Source organism: Microbacterium invictum (genome assembly GCF_014197265.1).
GTDB lineage: Bacteria > Actinomycetota > Actinomycetes > Actinomycetales > Microbacteriaceae > Microbacterium > Microbacterium invictum.
Genome location: NZ_JACIFH010000001.1, coordinates 2,880,975 through 2,898,155, shown reverse-complemented (window position 1 = coordinate 2,898,155; position 17,181 = coordinate 2,880,975). Strand labels below are relative to the sequence as shown.

Genomic DNA, 17,181 nt, shown 5'->3' with positions numbered 1-17,181 from the left:
GTCTCGCATTCGGACCGCAGGCTCGCGTTCAGTCGCCGGACTCGGCGAGCGCGGCGAACCGGGCGAGGAGGTGCGGCCACTCGGTGAACGTGCCGCGGCTGCGGGCGTTGCCGGCGGTCCAGCCGTCGTGGGTCAGCGTGACGAGGGTGCCGCCCTCGGCGGGGGCGAAGTCGACCGCGACGCGGGTCGGGTGCGAGTGCGGCAGAGCCAGGTGGAACGTCATGGCGAACCGTTCGCCGGTCTCCCACTCGCGCACGGTGCCGATGGGGATGTCCTCACCATCGTGGCGCAGCGCCACCTCACCGCCCTCGACCTCTTCGATGTCCGCGCCCTCGTAGGTGTCGGGATCGGGAGTCAGCAGGGGATCCCACCAGTCGCCCAAGCGCTCGGTGAACACCTCGAAGGCATGAACAGGATCGGCCGCCACCTGGCGCGTCACGACGATCGGCGCGGTAGCCGGCTCGAGGTTCGATGGGGTCATCGGCCCGGTCCCTCTCGTGGGTCAGGGCACAGTCTGCTCTCCCCGAGGCGGCGACGCTAGAGGGGAGCAGATCGGACCGTGCGACATCGACGAGTCGCGGGGTGGTCACTCCCCCGCGGGCTGCAGCGTGAACCGGTCGACGAGCGCGCGCTTGAGGACCTTGCCGCTGGCGCCCAGCGGCAGCTCGTCAATCACGTGCACGGTGCGCGGATACTTGTACGCCGCGATCCGGTCGCGCACGAAGGCCACCACCTCGGCATCGTCGAGCGCCACGCCGTCGTGCGCGACGACGGCCGCATGGATCTCCTGCCCGCGCACATGGTCGGGCACGCCGAACACCGCGGCGACCGCGATGCCCGGGTGCTGGGCCAGCACGGCCTCGACCTCGGTCGGGTACACGTTGTACCCGCTGCGCACGATCATGTCCTTCTTGCGGTCGACGATCGTCAGCACCCCGTCGACGTACCGCCCCAGGTCGCCGGTGCGGAACCAGCCGCCCGCGACCGCGGCATCCGTCGCCTCGGGCCTGCCCAGATACCCCGTGAACAGGTTGTGCCCGCGCACGACGATCTCGCCGAGCGCATCGGGGTCGTCCAGCAGCACGACGGCGTCGTCTTTCTCGCCGTCGGCGATCGCGATGTCGACGCCCCACAGCGCCCGTCCCACCGTGCCGGGCCGGATGGGTTCGACGAGCGTGTTCGACGAGACGATCGGTGCGGTCTCGGTGAGCCCGTAGCCCTCGTGCACGTCCGCGCCGAACTGCTCGCGGAAGGCTTCGAGCACGACGACCGGCAGCGCGGCACCGCCCGAGACCGCGTACCGCAGCGGTGGACGGGCGTCGCTGCGGTGGGCCGCTTCGAGCATGCCGACGTACATCGTGGGCACGGCGGTGAAGACCGTGGCGCCGTGGGCGACCATGAGTGCCAGCGCCTCGTCGGCGTCGAATCGCGGCAGCAGGATGACCGACGCACCCACGCGGAACGCCATGTTCATGACGGCCGTCTGCCCGAACGTGTGGAACAGCGGCAGGCCGCCGAAGACGATGTCGTCGGCGCTCAGGTCGAACGAGTCGATGAGCGTGCAGTGCACCTGCTCCACGATCGACAGGTGCGAGCCGACCGCGCCCTTGGGCGTTCCGGTCGTACCGCTCGTGTAGAGGATGGTGGCCGGGTCGCTCGGGCGGGTGGGAGTGTGGCGGAGCAGAGGAGTGGATGCCGCGGCCTCCTGCTCCAGGCGCGGCAGATCCCCTGCGGGGGCGGGCGCGCCTGCGGGCAGCAGGACGGTGACGACCGGGACCTCTGCGGAGGCGGCGGCCGGCAGCGCCTCAGCCAGAAGGGGTGCGGCGACCACGAAGAGGTCGGCACCGGCATCCTTCAGCACATAGGTGATCTCCGCCGACTTGAGCAGCAGGTGGACCGGGACCACGATGGCGCCCAGCGACAGGGCGGCGTAGTAGACGCGGGCGAAGTCGGGGACGTTCGGGACGATCATCGCGACCCGGCTGCCGGGGCCGATGCCGTGGGCCTGCAGGGCGCCCGCGTAGGCGCGGGTCTGCTCCCACAGCTCGCGGTACGTCGTCGTCGTGCCCGCGAACAGCAGTGCGGGACGGTCGGCGTGGCGGACGGCGGACTCGGCGAGGATGCTCGCGACAGACAGTGTCGCGTAGCCGGGTCCGTCGATGGCGGGGTCGGATCGGTGGTTCACAGTGGGTCCTTTCGTCGTTGAAAGTCGCGCGGGCGGGGTTCAGCGGCGCAGCTGCGCGCGGCCGAGGCTGTTCAGGTGGACTTCGTCGGGACCGTCGGCGATGCGCAGGGTCCGCACGCCGGCGTAGAGCTCGGCCAGCGGGGTGTCCTGTGAGACGCCGGCACCGCCGAACGTCTGGATCGCGCGGTCGAGGATCCGCTGCACGGCGCGCGGCACCGCGATCTTGATCGCCTGGATCTCGGTCATCGCCCTGCGGTTGCCGACGGTATCCATCAGCCACGCGGTCTTGAGCACGAGCAGGCGCAGCGACTCGAGCTCGATCCGCGACCGGGCGACCCACTCGCGGATGACGCCCTGCTCGGCGAGGGTCCGGCCGAACGCGACGCGTTCGTTCGCACGGTCGGCCATCAGCGCGAGGGCGCGCTCACCGGTGCCCAGTGCCCGCATGCAGTGGTGGATGCGGCCGGGGCCGAGCCGTGCCTGCGCGATGGCGAACCCGTCACCCTCCCCCGCGATCAGATGGGACGCCGGCACGCGCACCTCGTCGAATGCGACTTCGGCGTGGCCGCCGTGGTCGCGGTCGTCGTAGCCGAACACGGTGAGCGGCCGGACCACCGTCACCCCGGGGGTGTCGCGAGGTACGAGGATCATCGACTGCTGACGGTGCCGGTCGGCGTCGGGGTCGGTCTTGCCCATGACGATGAAGATCTTCGCGTCCGGGCTCATCGCGCCCGTCGACCACCATTTGCGCCCGGTGATGACGTACTCGTCGCCGTCGCGGCGGATGCGGGTGCCGATGTTCGTGGCATCCGACGAGGCGACATCGGGCTCGGTCATGCAGAACGCCGAGCGGATCTGAGCCGCGAGCAGCGGCGTGAGCCAGCGCTCCTGCTGCTCGGGGGTGCCGAAGTCGTTCAGCACCTCCATGTTGCCGGTGTCCGGTGCCGAGCAGTTGAGGGCGACCGGTGCGAGCCGCGGGCTCCACCCGGTGATCTCGGCGAGCGGCGCGTACTGCAGATTCGTGAGCCCTGCGCCGTTCTCGCCGGGCAGGAAGAGGTTCCACAGCCCGGCTTCGCGGGCTTTCACGCGCAACTCGTCGACCACGGGGCGGAAGTGCCACTGCCCGGGCGTCGCCGCGAGCTGCTCTTCGTGGAGCGCCTCGGCCGGCAGCACCTGCTCGTCGAGGAATGCGCGGGTCCGCTCGGCGAGATCGCGGGTGGTGTCGTCGAATGCGAAATCCATCAGTGGCCCTCCAGCCCTTGCTGCGCGAGCGGCTCGACGAGCTCGCCCATGGTGTCGAAGCCCTCGCCGACGGTGTCGCCGGCCCGGTAGCGGAAGTGGATCCCCTCGAGGATCACCGCGAGCTTGTACGCCGCGAAGGCGCGATACCACGCCAGGTCAGGCACGTCGATGCCGCCCCGTTCGCCGTACGCCGCGGCGAGTTCGTCGAACGCGGGGTACCCCGCAGCGGGGTCGACCGGGCTCGGTACGGCGCCGGCGAAGTCGGCGTTCAGCCGGCCGATCTCCCAGTACAGCGCGAACATGCCGAGGTCCACGAGCGGGTCGCCGAGGGTGGCCATCTCCCAGTCGAGGATCGCCGACAGGCGCGGCTCGGGCCCATCGACCAGGGCGTTGTCGAGCCGGTAGTCGCCGTGCACGATGCCGCTGCGGCCGGTCTCCGGCATCCCTTCGCCCAGGTGCTCCTGCAGGCGGTCGAGCAGCGGCGTCTCACGCGAGCGGGACGCGTCGAGCTGCCGCCGCCAGGTCTTCAGCTGCCGGGCGAGGTAGCCGTCGGGGCGGCCGAAGCCGGCAAGCCCGATGGATGCCGGGTCGACCGCGTGCAGGTCCGCGAGCGTGCGGATGAGTTCGAAACTGAGCCGGTGCAGCCCGGCGGCCGTGTACTCGGCATTCTGCGCCCGTCGCGCCAGGACGCGTCCCGGCGCCCGCTCCATGAGGAAGAACGGCGTGCCGGTGATCGCACCGCCGGTGTCGTCGACGATGTCGATCGCGACCGGCACCGGCACCGTCGTGCTGCCGAGCGCGGCGATGACGCGGTGCTCGCGTCGCATGTCGTGGGCGCTGGAGAGCACGTGGCCGAGCGGCGGACGGCGCAGGATCAGCGGCATCCGCGCCCCGGCGACCGCGTAGGTGAGGTTGGAGCGACCGCCCGCGATGACGGCGGCCGTGAGCGGCCGGTCGGCCAGTTCGGGGTGGGCATCGGCGATCCACGCGGTCAGGGCGCGGGCGTCGAGCCCCGGCACCGCGCTGGTGGTCGTGGTCGGACCCTGGGTCATCCTCGACCGCCCTTCTCGCTGTCGCGTGAGGCCAGCATACCGCCCGGTCGGTTTGTGGCCAAACCCAGGACGCCCTGGTTTGGGCGAATCGAGGTCACAAATGGCCGCCTCACCACCGCCGAACCGGCAACACGCGACCACAAACGCGACGGGCGCCGGGCCGCGCCGCAAATCGGGGTCACAACGGGCCGCCTCACCACCGCCGACCCCGCAACACGCGACCACAAACGCGACCGGCGCCGGGCCGCGCCGCGAATCGAGGTCACAACTGGCCGCCTCACCACCGCCGACCCCGCAACACGCGACCCCAAACGCGACCGGCGCCGGGCCGCGCCGCGAATCGGGGTCACAACGGGCGGCCTCACCACCGCCGAACCCGCAACACGCGACCACAAACGCGACCGGCGCCGGGCCCGCACCCGGCGACTCCCACGCGACAGCGGCCAGGCGGCGGGACGCCTACAGCTGCGCGGCGATGGCCGCGCGCACGCGGGGCGGAACCGGCGTCGGGCGCCGGGTCGCGGCATCCACGAAGACGTGCACGAAACGGCCCGTCGCGAGGGGCTCGTCCTCGCCCGGTCGCAGGATCCCCAGCGCCCAGGTGACCGATGTCGTGCCGAGGCGCTCGACGGCGATGCCCACCTCGAGCGGCTCGGGGAACGACGCCGACGCACGGTACTCGCACGACGAGGCCACCACGATCGCGATCTCTGTGCCGGCGGGGTCGAGACCTGCGGCGTCGATCATCCAGGCGTTGACGGCGGTGTCCATCGCCTCGTAGTAGACGACATTGTTGAGATGCCCGTACTGGTCGTTGTCGCGCCAGCGGGTGGCGAACGGCCGGCGCACGCGGTAGCCGGTCACGTCGTCGCCCGGTCCACGCGCAGCAGCAGGCGGAACGCCACACCCGCGCGGGCGGCGCTCGGCTCGTCGCCGGCGATGAGGTCGGCGTAGGTGAAGGACTCCGAGACGCGCACCAGCAGGTACGCGAGGCTCGCCACGTCGATGGCGCCGCCCAGTGGGGCATCGCCGAGCTCGCGCCGCACGAGCCAGTCGGCAGTGGCGACGTAGCGGCGCTGGATCTCGCTCTCCGTCGTCGTCAGCAGCCGCAGCGCTCGGGCGGGTTCACGGCGCAGGAACTCGCGGAAGTACTCGGCCCGGTTGAGGTCGGCCACGAAACTCGTGAGCAGCGCGGCCACGCGGTCGGCGCCGTGCAGGTCTCCGGTCGCATGCTCGGCCTGCACCAGGGTCGGGATGGCGAGCGACCACAGCACCTCGCTCAGCAGCGCGTCGCGGTTGCCGACCCAGCGGAACAGCGACGTCCGGTCCACCCCGAGCGTCGCCGCCAGGCCACCCATGTCGATGCGTCGCCCCGAGATGAACAGCTCGCGGGCGAGCTCGAATGCGCGGCGAGCGTCGGCGTGGCCGGCCATGCGCTCCGAGAGCCAGGAGGGCGCAGCGTCCACTCCGACCGTCGCGATCGACGCGATCTGGACCGGGGCTGACATGACCTGAACTCTACCGCCGCGCAGTCGATGTGCAACATTCTGCAGTTTGTTGCACAATGGCCACACACAGATCACCGACGATCGGAGATGCGATGTCGCTCACCCTCACCCCAGCCGGGGCCGAGGCCGCCCCGGCTGCGCCGTTGGCCGCCGACTTCTACGGCTTCCAGGCGCAGCTCTCGCCGACCGAGCAGCAGCACCTGGCTCGCATCCGCGAGTTCCTCGACACCGAAGTGGCGCCGTTCGCCGATGACTTCTGGGACCGCGCCGAGAGCCCCAAGCACCTGTGGCCGCGGTTCGCCGAGCTCGGATTGTTCGGTCACGCGTTCGCCGAGACGGCGCAGTTCGAGAACAGCAACGTCTACCGCGGCTGGGTCGCGATGGAGATCTCGCGCGCCGACCCGTCGACGGCGACCTTCCTCGGTGTGCACAGCGGCCTGGCGATGACCTCGATCGATGTGGGCGGCTCGCCCGAGCAGAAGGCGGAATGGATGCCGCGGCTCGCACGCGGCGAGCTGGTCGCCGCCTTCGGGCTCACCGAGCCGGGCCACGGATCCGACACCGCCAAGGGCCTCGAGACCACCGCCGAGCGCCGCGGCGACGAATGGGTGCTCAACGGCGCGAAGCGGTGGATCGGCAACGGCGCCTTCGCCGATCTCGTGGTGATCTGGGCACGCGACGTCGCCGACGACCAGGTCAAGGGATTCCTCGTGCGCACGCCGGCGACCGGCTTCACCGGCACCAAGATCAAGCGCAAGCAGTCACTGCGCGCGGTGGAGAACGCCGACATCGTGCTCGAGCACGTTGTCGTACCCGAGAGTGACCGCCTTCCGGCCATCCGCTCGTTCCGCGATGTCGCCATCGTGCTGCGCCTGACCCGCGGCGACGTCGCGTGGCAGGCGCTCGGCGTCGCCGTCGGCGCCTACGAGGCCACGGTGAGATATGCGACATCCCGCCTGCAGTTCGGCAAGCCGATCGCCGGATTCCAGCTGGTGCAGCAGAAGCTCGCGATCGCGCTGTCGAACATCACCGCATCGTTCGCGATGTGCATGCGGGTGTCGCAGCTGCAGGACGAGGGCGTGCAGGGCGATCACCACTCCGCGATGGCGAAGGCGTTCGTGACCGTGCGGATGCGCGAGACGGTGGCCCTGTGCCGCGAGGTCATGGGCGGCAACGGAATCCAGCTCGACCATGGGGTCGCCCGCTACTTCGCCGACGCCGAGGCGATATATACCGTCGAGGGCACGTACGACATGAACAACCTCATCGTGGGCCGGGCGATCACCGGCATCGCCGCGTTCGTCTGATCTGATTCACCCGAGTTCGTCTGATTGTCTGGAGAAGGATGCCATGACCGAGGCCTATATCGTCGCCACCGCACGCTCGCCGATCGGCCGGGCCCGCAAAGGGTCGCTCATCGGCGTGCGCCCCGATGACCTGACCGCGCGGATGGTGCGCGCGACGCTCGCGAAGGTGCCCTCGCTCGACCCGGGGCGCATCGACGACCTCATGGTCGGCACGGGCCAGCCCGCGGGTGAGCAGGGATTCAACCTGGCGCGGATCGTCGCCGTGCTCGCAGGGCTGGATGCCGCGCCCGGCACGACCGTGAACCGCTACTGCTCGTCGTCGCTGCAGACGACGCGGATGGCCTTCCACGCGATCAAGGCCGGCGAGGGCGACGTGTTCGTCTCGGCCGGGGTGGAGTCGGTGTCGCGCTACGAGCACGGGTACTCCGACATCGCCGCCGCCGAGAATCCGGTGTTCGCCGACGCCAAGGCACGCACCGCCGCGCGCGGTGCGGCCGGCGCTGCGGCGTGGACCGACCCGCGGTCCACCGGTGCCCTGCCCGATCCGTACATCGCGATGGGGCAGACCGCCGAGAACGTCGCCCAGGTGCACGGTGTCACGCGGGACGATCAGGACGCCTTTGCCGCGCAGTCGCAGCAGCGCGCCGAGCGCGCCATCGCCTCCGGCTTCTGGGCGCGCGACATCGAACCGGTGACCCTCGACGACGGGACGGTGGTCGCCTCCGACGACGGCCCGCGGCCGGGGGTGACCGTCGAAGCACTTGCGGGACTGGACCCGGTGTTCCGGCCGGACGGCACCGTGACCGCAGGAAACTGCTGCCCTCTGAACGACGGGGCCGCCGCGGTCGTCATCGTCTCGGACCGCGTCGTCGACGAACTCGGCCTGCAGCCGCTGGCCCGCATCGTGTCGACCGGCGTGACGGGGCTGTCGCCCGAGATCATGGGCCTCGGCCCGGTCGAGGCGTCGCGTCAGGCCCTGGGTCGCGCGGGACTGACGATCGACGACATCGACCTCGTCGAGCTCAACGAGGCCTTCGCCGCCCAAGTGCTGCCCTCGGCGCGCGAGCTCGGCATCGACTCCGACAGGCTCAACGCCTTCGGCGGTGCGATCGCCGTCGGGCACCCCTTCGGCATGACCGGCGCGCGCATCACCTCGACCCTCATCAACGGCCTCACGGAGACAGGCGGCCGCTACGGCCTCGAGACGATGTGCGTGGGCGGCGGACAGGGCATGGCCATGGTGCTCGAACGCATCCGCTGAGCGGGGCCCACAGGGCACGAACAGCCCGCGCGAGGGGCGTGCTCAGGCCGCACGCTCGCGACGAGGCCCCCCATCCCACGCGCGGGAGTGTGATGAACACACCCCGCGGGCTCAGCGGGGCACGAACAGCGCGATCGTCTCGGCCACCAGTGCGGGACGTTCGGAGCCGTCGATCTCCACCGTCGTGCGCAGGCCGACCCGCGTGCCCTGGGCCCCGGGCTCCGCCGAGACGACCTCGGTCGATGCGCGCACGCGTGACCCGGCGCGCACCGGCTGCAGGAACCGCACCTTGTCGAGCCCGTAGTTCACGGCCATCGCGACGCCGTCGACCTCGAGCAGCCCGTCGGCGAGGCGCGGCAGCAGCGACAGGGTCAGATACCCGTGTGCGATGGTGCCGCCGAAGGGTCCGGATGCCGCGCGTTCGGCGTCCAGGTGGATCCACTGCCAGTCCTCGGTCACGTCCGCGAAGCCGGCGATCCGCTCCTGCGAGATCTCGAACCACTCGCCCACCGCGGTCTGCCCGACCGCCGACGGCAGCTCCGTCACCGATGCCACCCGAATGCTCATGCGCGGGGACCTCCCGCCACATACAGCACCTGACCCGACACGAACCCCGCGTCCTCCGACACGAAGTACGACACGGCGCCCGCGATGTCTTCGGGCGTTCCGCCGCGGCCGACCGGGATCTCCTTCGACGCGGCAGCGACGAAGTCCTCGAACGAGACACCGATCCGCTCGGCGGTCGCCCGCGTCATGTCGGTCTGGATGAACCCCGGCGCGATCGCGTTCGCCGTCACGCCGTAACGGCCCAGCTCGATCGCGAGGGTCTTGGTGAAGCCCTGCATGCCCGCTTTCGCGGCGGCGTAATTGGCCTGGCCACGGTTGCCCAGCGCCGATGTCGACGACAGGTTGACGATGCGCCCCCAGCCGGCGTCGACCATGTGCGTCTGCACGGCCTTGGTCATCAGAAACGCGCCGCGCAGGTGCACGGTGAGCACGGCGTCCCAGTCGTCCTCGGTCATCTTGAACAGCAGGTTGTCGCGGATGATCCCGGCGTTGTTGACGAGGACCGTGGGTGCCCCGAGTTCGGCGACGATCTTCTCGACCGCGGATGCCACGGCGGCACCGTCGGCGACGTTCGCGCCGACGGCGATCGCGCGCCCTCCGGCGGCTTCGATCGCGGCGACGGTGTCGGCGCAGGCTGCGGCGTCGAGATCGAGCACGGCGACGGCGAACCCGTCGGCGGCGAGGCGCTTCGCGGTGGCGGCGCCGATGCCGCGCGCGGCTCCGGTGACGATGGCGGTGCGGGTCATGCGTTTCCCTTCGATGATGGATGCCGCCAGGTCCGGCGGCCGGTACGGATCACACTCAGAACGTGATGAGCTGTCGCAGCTCTCCGCCGGCGGCGAGCCGGTCCATGGCGGCGTCGATCTCGTCCAGCCGGATGCGGCTGGACACGAGCTTCTCGAGCGGCAGAGCGCCCGAGCGCCACATTTCGACGTAGTGCGGGATGTCGCGGCTGGGCACGGCCGACCCCAGGTAGCTGCCGATGATCGTGCGCGCCCCGGCGGTCAGCTGCAGCGGAGACACCTCGGATCGGGCATCCGGCGCGGGAAGGCCCACGGTGACCGTCGTGCCGCCGGGGGCGGTGAGAGCGACCGCGGTCTCGAACGCGCGCGGATGCCCGGCGGCCTCGACGACGGCGGGGGCGCGGATGCCGCGGTCCACGGCATCCGCCGGAGACAGGGCCTGCGCGGCCCCGAGGCCGAGGGCCAGCTCGAGCTTCGCGTCCACGGCATCCACGCCGATGACCTCCAGCCCGAGCGCGACGCCGACCAGCAGCGCCGCCATGCCGACCCCGCCGAGGCCGACGACGACGAGCCGTGTTCCGGCTTCGGGACGGGCCGCGTTGATGACCGCCCCGCCGCCGGTGAGCACGGCGCATCCGAGGAGTGCGGCGATCTCGGCCGGCACGTCGGCGGGCACGGGCACGATCGAGGTGCGGCTGACGACGGCGTGCGAGGCGAATGCGCTGACGCCGAGGTGATGACGGATGTCGGCGCCGTCGCGGTGCAGGCGGATGCCGCCGCCGACGAGCGTGCCGGCGTTGTTGGCGGCCGTGCCGACCTCGCACGGCAGCCGGCCGTCGGTGCGGCAGCCGGCGCAGTGTCCGCACCGCGGAAGGAAGGTCATGACGACGCGGTCGCCCACGACGAGGTCGTCGACGTCGTCGCCGAGCCGCTCGACGATGCCGGCAGCCTCGTGGCCGAGCAGCATCGGGGTGGGGCGGCGGCGGTTGCCGTCGACCACGCTGAGGTCGGAGTGGCACACCCCCGCCGCTTCGATGCGCACGAGCACTTCGCCGGGGGCGGGCGCGTCGAGCTCGAGCGGGCCGACGGTGAACGGCCGCGTCTGCGCAAAGGGCTTCTCGACCCCGGACGTCTCGAGCACCGCTCCGATGATCTCCATGCCGACCTCCTCGTCTGCCCGCCGCGTCGGCTCCGACTGCGGCCGTCGCATCGATCGCGACACCGACGACGCTACTCCGAGCCGAGCATACCGACCGCGCGGTATGCTCGTCTAATCCGACACCTCCACGCGAGAGGTCTACGCCGCGCTGGGGCGATCCATCCCTCCCCCATCGCGGGGGATACCGGATGCCGGAGGGGCGATACCCGAGACAGAACGGCCGGCCGCGTGTTTGACTGAGGACCGATCCGGCCCCAGGAGTCTCATGCCCCTTGTCTCAGTCGCACCATCCCGCCGTCGTCGCTTCGTGCCGATGGCCCTCGCCGCGGTGCTCGCCGTCTCGGGCGCTGTCGCGCTGACCCCGAGCGAACCGGCGGCAGCGGCGTATCCCGACACGTTCAACCCGTTCACCGCGAGCGGCGGATTCACCGTCTACGCCCGCGAGGACGCGAGTCTGGGCAATGACGAGACCGAGGGCAGCATCGCCGTCGGCGGGGTCCTCACCAAGCCCGGTGGCGGGCAGTACACGATCATCCACGTCTCCGCAGGTACCGGCGACTACACCTTGCCGACCGTCGACGGCGATCCCACGCGGCTGCTGGTGGACTCGTACTCGCAGAGCAGCGGTGGCATCATGGCCATCACCAGCGCCGGCACCGAGGAGCCCTCGCTGCAGGGCGACCTCAAGATGGTCGAGCGCGACGGCCCCTTCCAGCCGTTCGCGCGCGCCGACTGGGTCCGGCTGAACACCAACCCCGCCAATGTCGATCAGACTCCCCTGATCGACGCGACCGACCAGCAGTATCCCGCAAGCGCGACACCACCGGCATCCGCCACCGGCAGCGGGAGCATCTACACGTTCGACACCTCAGCCACTGCGGTGGCCGACTATGTCGAGGCGAACGCCGAGGCGAGCTACGACCAGGCTGCGCAGTGCCTCGACGACGTCACCGACCCCGTCACCGGCACCGGTTATCACGTCGATGTCGCCGAAGACGCCGGCAGCCGAGTCGTCCTCGCACCGCTCAGCGCCGACCAGCCCAACGTGGTCGACTACGACGACATCGCCGGCACCGGCCTGCTGCAGTTCAGCTCGGGACCGACCCCGGGCATCGCGAATCCCCTGGTCATCCGCGTCGCCGCCGGCACGACCGAAGTGATCGGCGCGCGCGCCGATCCGCAGGGGGCGCACTCGCCGTACATCCTGTGGGATCTGTCAGCACTCACCGGCGACGTCCTGGTGCGCGCGGCCGAGGCGCGCATCGACGGCTCGATCTATGCGCCCGAGGCCGATGTCACGGTCAATGCGTCGCCCCTGGACGGCCAGATCATCGGCCGCACCGTTGCCACGCTCGGCGGCGAGATCCATTCGTTCATGTTCGCCGGGCAGATCGCGTGCGCGCCGAGCGACGACGGCACGTTCCGCGTGCAGAAGGACGTCACGGGCATCGACCCCACCGATCCGCTGCTGGACGGTGTGGTCTTCACCGTGAACTACACCGCCGCCACGCCGGACGGCGACCTGACGGGTTCGCTGAATCTTCCTGCCACCGGTGAGTGGGTGGATGCCGGTGAACGATTCCCCGCGGGCACCGCAGTGACCTTCGCCGAGATCACGCCGCCGTCGGTGCCCGGGTATGACTGGGGCACCCCGGAGATCGCACCGAATCCGCTGATCATCGGCGCGGGGACGACCGCCCAGGTCACCGTGACCAACACCGCGACCGCACAGCTGGGCACGTTCTCTGTCAGCAAATCCGTCGTCGACGACGCCGGCGACCCGGTGGACGACCTGTCCGGCGAGGTACCGGTCACGTGGCGGGCGGCGTCCGGGGGCGAAGAGACCGGAACCGGCACGATTCAGGTGCCCCTCGACGGCACCCCCGTCTCCCCCGACACCGACTTCCCCGCGGGAACGCTGATCACCCTGTCGGAGGACCTCACCGGCGTCACCCCACCGGACGGCTATGACTGGGGGGCAGCCGGGTGGGATCCCGGGCGTGTCATCGTCGTCGGCGATGGCACCACGGCCGAGATCACCTTGACGAACCTCCTCATCCCCGACACCGCCGAACGCACCGTATCGGTCGTGAAAGAGGTCACCGGCCATGCGGCAGATCCGCGCTTCCAGTACGCGATCAGCTACAACGCCGACCCGGACATACCCGGCACCGAGCAGCGCCGTACGCAGGAGATCGCCGTAGGCGACCCGATCACGCTGCTCGACCTGGAGACCGGCACCGACACGCTCGAGCTGGCCGAACTCGTCCCGCTGTTCGACAACGCCCCTGTGGACGTGTCGGCCTGGGATGCACCCGTGTTCCGTGTCACGATCGACGGCGAGACGCAGGAGTTCGCCGCCGGCGGCTTCGAGGGCGACGTGCCGCTCGCGGACGCCATCGTCGAGATCCCGCTGCCAGACAGCGGGGAGATCGTCATCGACGTGGTCAACAACCGCAAGACCGGCACCTTCTCGCTGGCCAAGCAGTTCGAGGGCATCGACCCCGCCGACCTCCCCGTCGGCACCGCCGTCAACGTCAGCTGGACCGCCACCGATCCACTGGACAACGAGACCACCGGCACCATCAGCCTGCCCGTCGACGGCACTCCCGTCACGCCCCGGGATGCGGCCGGCGATCCGATGCAGTTCCCGTATGACACGGTCGTCACCTTCGACGAAGAGGCACCGCCGGCGATGCGCGGCGTCGCCTGGGGCGATGTGGCGTTCGATCCCGCGCAGCTCACGATCGGCGCAGGCGACTCGGCGACCGTCGCCGGTACCGTGATCAACACCGCGACGATCGCCACCGGCACGTTCCGCGTCGCCAAGGAGCTCAGCGGCATCACCGCCGACCGGCTGTCGGCCGACACGGTGACCGTCGGCTACCTCGCCGTACCGCCGGCCGGTGACGGCAGCGCGCGGACGGGCACCATGGCGGTGCCGTTCGACGGCACGCCGGTCAGCCCGCTCGATACCGACGGCGTGCCGGTCGAGTTCGCGATCGGCACGCGCATCATCCTGGCCGAAGTCGTCCCCGGCGATGACGTCCTGCCGGGCAACTTCCGATGGGGCACCCCCGTCTGGAGCCCGTCGCCGGTGATCACGATCACCGCCGATGACACTGCGGTGCCTACGGCGACGGTCACCAACACGGCCGTCGAATACGCGCGGGTGTCGTTGACCAAGACGGTCGTCGACGAGGCCGGACTAGCCCCCGCGGACACCGAGTTCACGGTCGATTGGTGGGTCGACGACGAGCCGCAGCCGGCGCTGACGCTCACTGCGGGTGAGACCGTAGCCTCCGATCAGTTCCTCGTCGGGTCGATCCTCGAGGCGACAGAGCCGCAGCCCGCAGCGATCCCCGGCGCGACCTGGCAGACCCCGGTGTGGACGATCGATGGGCAGGAACTGCCCATCGAAGACAACGGCCACGTCGTCGTGCCGGTCGCCTCACACGAGGAGACCATCGCGTTCGAGCTGACCAACGCTCTTGCTTCGGATGCCGTGGCAGCGTTCGCCGTCGAGAAGTCGGTGACCGGGGATGGGGCGGATGCCGTGAGCGCCGGCACTGAGTTCGCGATCGAGTATTCGGTCGACGGGGCTGCGCCGGTCGACGCCGCGGTGGGCATCGATGAGCCGCTCACGGTCGACGGGCTGGAACCGGGGGCCACGGTGCGCGTGCGCGAAGGGGACCTGCCCGACATCGACGATGTCACCTGGGGTGCGCCGCGCTGGAGCGCCGGCGACGATACTCTGACGCCGGACGCCGACGGCTGGGTAACGGTCACCCTCGTCGCCGGCGAGACGCTGACACTGGCGCTGGAGAACACGGCCGATGCCGACCCGACCGGCGAGCTGCCGGTCACCGGCGGCGTGTTCCACGCCGGCCTGCCGCTCACGGCGCTCGCCCTGATCGCGCTCGGCGTGATCCTCGTGTGGCGGCGACGCGTCCAGGTCTGAGCGTCTCGTTCGCCGGCGGACAGGGTGCGCGTTTCGGGGCCCGTCGGATCGAAATGCGCGGGCTACTCGCCGTCGGTCCGCGGCGGGCGGGGGCGCCAGAGAACGACGTCGGTCGCGCGGCGGGTGCGCGTGCCGTGGCGCAGCGTGACGACGCTGCCGGTCGCACCGGCGGCGAACACGCGCACGCCGCGTCGCTGCTCGATCTCTTCGCGGAGGCGCTGTTCGAGCTCGCCGACCTGGCGGCGCAGCATGCGCACGTGATTCTCGAGCTCGATGATGCGCGCGATGGCGGGCAGGCTCATGCCCTCGGCCGACAGCTGCGCGACCTCGCGCAGCTGCCCGACGTGGCGCAATGAGTAGCGGCGCGACCCGCCCTGCGTGCGCGCCGGGATGACGAGCCCGAGGCGGTCGTACTGCCGGAGGGTCTGGGGGTGCATGCCCGCCAGTTCGGCGGCGGCGGCGATCGCGAAGACCGGCGTCTCCTCATCGATCTGATCGTCGACCATGGTGCGCTCCTCTCCTGCCATCCTCCCGCGTTCCGCGCGTGCTGTCACCCGAGCCGGGGCTGACTCACTCCCGCGCCTTGCTCATGAGATCGGCCCGCGGGTTCTCCTTGGGCTCGAGCTCGTGGAAGCGCTCGAGCGCCTCGCGGGCCCGGTCGTCGAGGTGCGCGGGGACGGCCACCTGAACCTCGGCGAGCAGGTCGCCGGTGCCCTTGCTCGAGACCACGCCGCGTCCCTTGACCCGCAGCACCCGCCCGGAGGGGGTGCCGGGCGCGACCCGCAGCTTGACGGGGTCGCCGCCGAGCGTCGGCACCTCGATGGTGGCGCCCAGGGCTGCTTCGGTGAACGTGACGGGCACGGTCACGCGCAGGTTCAGCCCGTCCCGGGTGAACACGGGATGGGGACGCACGGTCACAGTCACGACGATGTCTCCGGTCTCTCCCCCGTCGGGCGAGGGGCGACCTCGCCCGCGCAGGCGGATCTTCTGCCCGTCGGCGACACCGGCCGGGATCTTCACTTTGAACGGCTTGCCGTCTTCTCCCGCGAGAGTGATGGTCTCGCCGCGCACCGCGGTCTGGAAGTCCAGCGTGGTCCGCGCAGAGACATCGGCGCCGCGCTGCGGGCCGCCGAAGCCACGGAAGCCTCCGCTGGTCTGGCCGAACCGGCCCGAGCCGAACCGACCGCCGCCCTGCTCGCCGAACATCGCGAAGAGGTCGTCGAAGTCGGCCTGCTGCGCACCACCGCCGCCGCGACCGAACCGGCTGAAGACGTCTTCGAAGCCACCGCCACCCGAGCCGGGCGCCTGAAACCGGGCGCCCGAGCCCATGGCGCGGATCTGGTCGTACTCCTCGCGCTGCGTCTTGTCGCTCAGCACGGCGTACGCTTCGCTGATCTCCTTGAACTTGGCCTCGGCCGCCGGGTCGCCCTGCGTCGAATCGGGGTGATACTTGCGCGCCAGCTTTCGATAGGACTTCTTCAGATCGGGCTCGGTGACGTCCTTGGACACCCCGAGGACCTTGTAGAAGTCCTTGTCGAACCAGTCTTGACTGGCCATCCGCTCTCCTCGACTACTCCGCCGGGACGGCGACGACGACCTTCGCAGGGCGAAGCTCCGTCTCGCCGATGCGGTATCCGATCTCCACGACCTCGAGGATCGTCGGCGTCTCGGTGCCCGGTGTCGGCGCCTGGAAGATCGCCTCGTGCTGGCGCGGATCGAACTCCTCGCCGGCTTCACCGTAGCGTTCGACACCCAGTCGCGTGACCACGCCGCGCAGCTTCTCGGCGATCGCGGTCAGCGCGGACCCCTCGACGAGGTCGCCGTGCTTCTCGGCGCGGTCGAGATCGTCGAGCACGGGCAGCAGCTTCGCTGCGACCGAGCCGGTCGTGCGCTCGATCTCGATCTGCCGCTGCTCCTCGGTCCGACGACGGTAGTTGGCGTACTCGGCCTGCACCCGCTTGAGGTCGAGCACGAGGTCGTGCTCCTCGGCGGGAGCGTCGGCGACGGCCGCTTCATCCGACTGCGCCGCGGCGAGGATGTCCTCTATCGTCAGTGCATCCGCCTCCGCATCGGGCTGCGCCGATTCGTCCGTGTCCTCCTGCGACTCGGGGTCGAAGGCCTGCGCCTCCGACCCCTCCTCGCCGAGAACCTCGTCGCCGTCTTCGGGCTGTTCGAAGTCCTTGTTCGTCATGTGTC

Annotated in this window: 15 protein-coding genes; 3 read left to right on the top strand and 12 right to left on the bottom strand. The window is 70.8% G+C overall.

All coding sequences use genetic code 11. The features are described 5' to 3' along the window. Positions 1–28 precede the first annotated feature (28 nt). The 6 genes from BKA10_RS13435 to BKA10_RS13410 all read right to left on the bottom strand — a co-directional run bounded on the left by BKA10_RS13435 (position 29) and on the right by BKA10_RS13410 (position 5,987). The gene (locus tag BKA10_RS13435) at positions 29–481 is read right to left on the bottom strand and encodes an SRPBCC domain-containing protein (protein ID WP_183500407.1); all 453 of its coding nucleotides are present in this window, start codon (positions 479–481) and stop codon (positions 29–31) included. A gap of 105 nt (positions 482–586) precedes the next feature. After that, positions 587–2,185 carry an AMP-binding protein gene (locus tag BKA10_RS13430; RefSeq protein WP_183500405.1) on the bottom strand — a complete coding sequence of 533 codons (1,599 nt, stop codon included), beginning with the start codon at positions 2,183–2,185 and terminating at the stop codon, positions 587–589. 39 nt (positions 2,186–2,224) lie between these two features. Then, positions 2,225–3,427, bottom strand: coding sequence for an acyl-CoA dehydrogenase family protein (locus BKA10_RS13425; RefSeq protein ID WP_183500403.1), 1,203 nt, complete (start codon positions 3,425–3,427; stop codon positions 2,225–2,227). Then, a complete protein-coding gene (locus BKA10_RS13420) occupies positions 3,427–4,479 on the bottom strand; it encodes a phosphotransferase family protein (protein ID WP_183500401.1) in 1,053 nt (350 codons plus the stop codon). Before BKA10_RS13420 ends, BKA10_RS13425 begins: the two co-directional genes overlap by 1 nt. A gap of 459 nt (positions 4,480–4,938) precedes the next feature. Further along, positions 4,939–5,343, bottom strand: coding sequence for a thioesterase family protein (locus BKA10_RS13415; RefSeq protein ID WP_183500399.1), 405 nt, complete (start codon positions 5,341–5,343; stop codon positions 4,939–4,941). Continuing rightward, positions 5,340–5,987 carry a QsdR family transcriptional regulator gene (locus BKA10_RS13410; protein ID WP_183500397.1) on the bottom strand — a complete coding sequence of 216 codons (648 nt, stop codon included), beginning with the start codon at positions 5,985–5,987 and terminating at the stop codon, positions 5,340–5,342. The genes BKA10_RS13415 and BKA10_RS13410 overlap by 4 nt, the downstream gene beginning before the upstream one ends. 92 nt (positions 5,988–6,079) lie before the next feature. On the opposite strand from BKA10_RS13410, the gene BKA10_RS13405 reads away from it, so the two are divergent. Both BKA10_RS13405 and BKA10_RS13400 read left to right on the top strand, forming a co-directional pair. Continuing rightward, a complete protein-coding gene (locus tag BKA10_RS13405; protein ID WP_183500396.1) occupies positions 6,080–7,294 on the top strand; it encodes an acyl-CoA dehydrogenase family protein in 1,215 nt (404 codons plus the stop codon). Positions 7,295–7,337: 43 nt separating this feature from the next. Further along, a complete protein-coding gene (locus BKA10_RS13400; RefSeq protein WP_183500395.1) occupies positions 7,338–8,555 on the top strand; it encodes an acetyl-CoA C-acetyltransferase in 1,218 nt (405 codons plus the stop codon). 111 nt (positions 8,556–8,666) lie between these two features. Here BKA10_RS13400 and BKA10_RS13395 read toward each other — a convergent pair whose 3' ends face one another. The 3 genes from BKA10_RS13395 to BKA10_RS13385 are packed head-to-tail and all read right to left on the bottom strand — an operon-like array spanning position 8,667 to position 11,024. Next, a complete protein-coding gene (locus tag BKA10_RS13395) occupies positions 8,667–9,122 on the bottom strand; it encodes a MaoC family dehydratase (RefSeq protein WP_183500393.1) in 456 nt (151 codons plus the stop codon). After that, positions 9,119–9,868, bottom strand: coding sequence for a 3-oxoacyl-ACP reductase FabG (gene fabG, locus BKA10_RS13390; RefSeq protein ID WP_183500391.1), 750 nt, complete (start codon positions 9,866–9,868; stop codon positions 9,119–9,121). Before fabG ends, BKA10_RS13395 begins: the two co-directional genes overlap by 4 nt. Before the next feature lie 55 nt (positions 9,869–9,923). Then, a complete protein-coding gene (locus BKA10_RS13385; protein WP_183500389.1) occupies positions 9,924–11,024 on the bottom strand; it encodes an alcohol dehydrogenase catalytic domain-containing protein in 1,101 nt (366 codons plus the stop codon). Positions 11,025–11,289: 265 nt separating this feature from the next. Here BKA10_RS13385 and BKA10_RS13380 point away from each other — a divergent pair, with 265 nt between their 5' ends. Continuing rightward, a complete protein-coding gene (locus tag BKA10_RS13380; protein WP_183500387.1) occupies positions 11,290–14,985 on the top strand; it encodes a DUF5979 domain-containing protein in 3,696 nt (1,231 codons plus the stop codon). A 62-nt stretch (positions 14,986–15,047) separates the two neighbouring features. Here BKA10_RS13380 and BKA10_RS13375 read toward each other — a convergent pair whose 3' ends face one another. The 3 genes from BKA10_RS13375 to BKA10_RS13365 all read right to left on the bottom strand — a co-directional run bounded on the left by BKA10_RS13375 (position 15,048) and on the right by BKA10_RS13365 (position 17,176). Then, positions 15,048–15,491: a heat shock protein transcriptional repressor HspR gene (locus BKA10_RS13375; RefSeq protein WP_183500385.1), complete on the bottom strand. Its 444-nt coding sequence runs from the start codon at positions 15,489–15,491 to the stop codon at positions 15,048–15,050. A gap of 64 nt (positions 15,492–15,555) precedes the next feature. After that, positions 15,556–16,542, bottom strand: coding sequence for a DnaJ C-terminal domain-containing protein (locus BKA10_RS13370; protein WP_183500383.1), 987 nt, complete (start codon positions 16,540–16,542; stop codon positions 15,556–15,558). 13 nt (positions 16,543–16,555) lie between these two features. Further along, a complete protein-coding gene (locus tag BKA10_RS13365; protein WP_183500381.1) occupies positions 16,556–17,176 on the bottom strand; it encodes a nucleotide exchange factor GrpE in 621 nt (206 codons plus the stop codon). Between the last annotated feature and the right edge of the window lie 5 nt (positions 17,177–17,181).

Excerpts from the sequence above, each read along its gene's own strand:
- BKA10_RS13425 (WP_183500403.1), bottom strand. The coding sequence starts at position 3,427 with ATGGATTTCGCATTCGACGACACCACCCGCGATCTCGCCGAGCGGACC.
- BKA10_RS13380 (WP_183500387.1), top strand. The coding sequence starts at position 11,290 with ATGCCCCTTGTCTCAGTCGCACCATCCCGCCGTCGTCGCTTCGTGCCG.
- BKA10_RS13395 (WP_183500393.1), bottom strand. The coding sequence starts at position 9,122 with ATGAGCATTCGGGTGGCATCGGTGACGGAGCTGCCGTCGGCGGTCGGG.
- BKA10_RS13385 (WP_183500389.1), bottom strand. The coding sequence starts at position 11,024 with ATGGAGATCATCGGAGCGGTGCTCGAGACGTCCGGGGTCGAGAAGCCC.
- BKA10_RS13435 (WP_183500407.1), bottom strand. The coding sequence starts at position 481 with ATGACCCCATCGAACCTCGAGCCGGCTACCGCGCCGATCGTCGTGACG.
- BKA10_RS13420 (WP_183500401.1), bottom strand. The coding sequence starts at position 4,479 with ATGACCCAGGGTCCGACCACGACCACCAGCGCGGTGCCGGGGCTCGAC.
- BKA10_RS13375 (WP_183500385.1), bottom strand. The coding sequence starts at position 15,491 with ATGGTCGACGATCAGATCGATGAGGAGACGCCGGTCTTCGCGATCGCC.
- fabG (WP_183500391.1), bottom strand. The coding sequence starts at position 9,868 with ATGACCCGCACCGCCATCGTCACCGGAGCCGCGCGCGGCATCGGCGCC.
- BKA10_RS13405 (WP_183500396.1), top strand. The coding sequence starts at position 6,080 with ATGTCGCTCACCCTCACCCCAGCCGGGGCCGAGGCCGCCCCGGCTGCG.
- BKA10_RS13410 (WP_183500397.1), bottom strand. The coding sequence starts at position 5,987 with ATGTCAGCCCCGGTCCAGATCGCGTCGATCGCGACGGTCGGAGTGGAC.
- BKA10_RS13370 (WP_183500383.1), bottom strand. The coding sequence starts at position 16,542 with ATGGCCAGTCAAGACTGGTTCGACAAGGACTTCTACAAGGTCCTCGGG.
- BKA10_RS13365 (WP_183500381.1), bottom strand. The coding sequence starts at position 17,176 with ATGACGAACAAGGACTTCGAACAGCCCGAAGACGGCGACGAGGTTCTC.
- BKA10_RS13400 (WP_183500395.1), top strand. The coding sequence starts at position 7,338 with ATGACCGAGGCCTATATCGTCGCCACCGCACGCTCGCCGATCGGCCGG.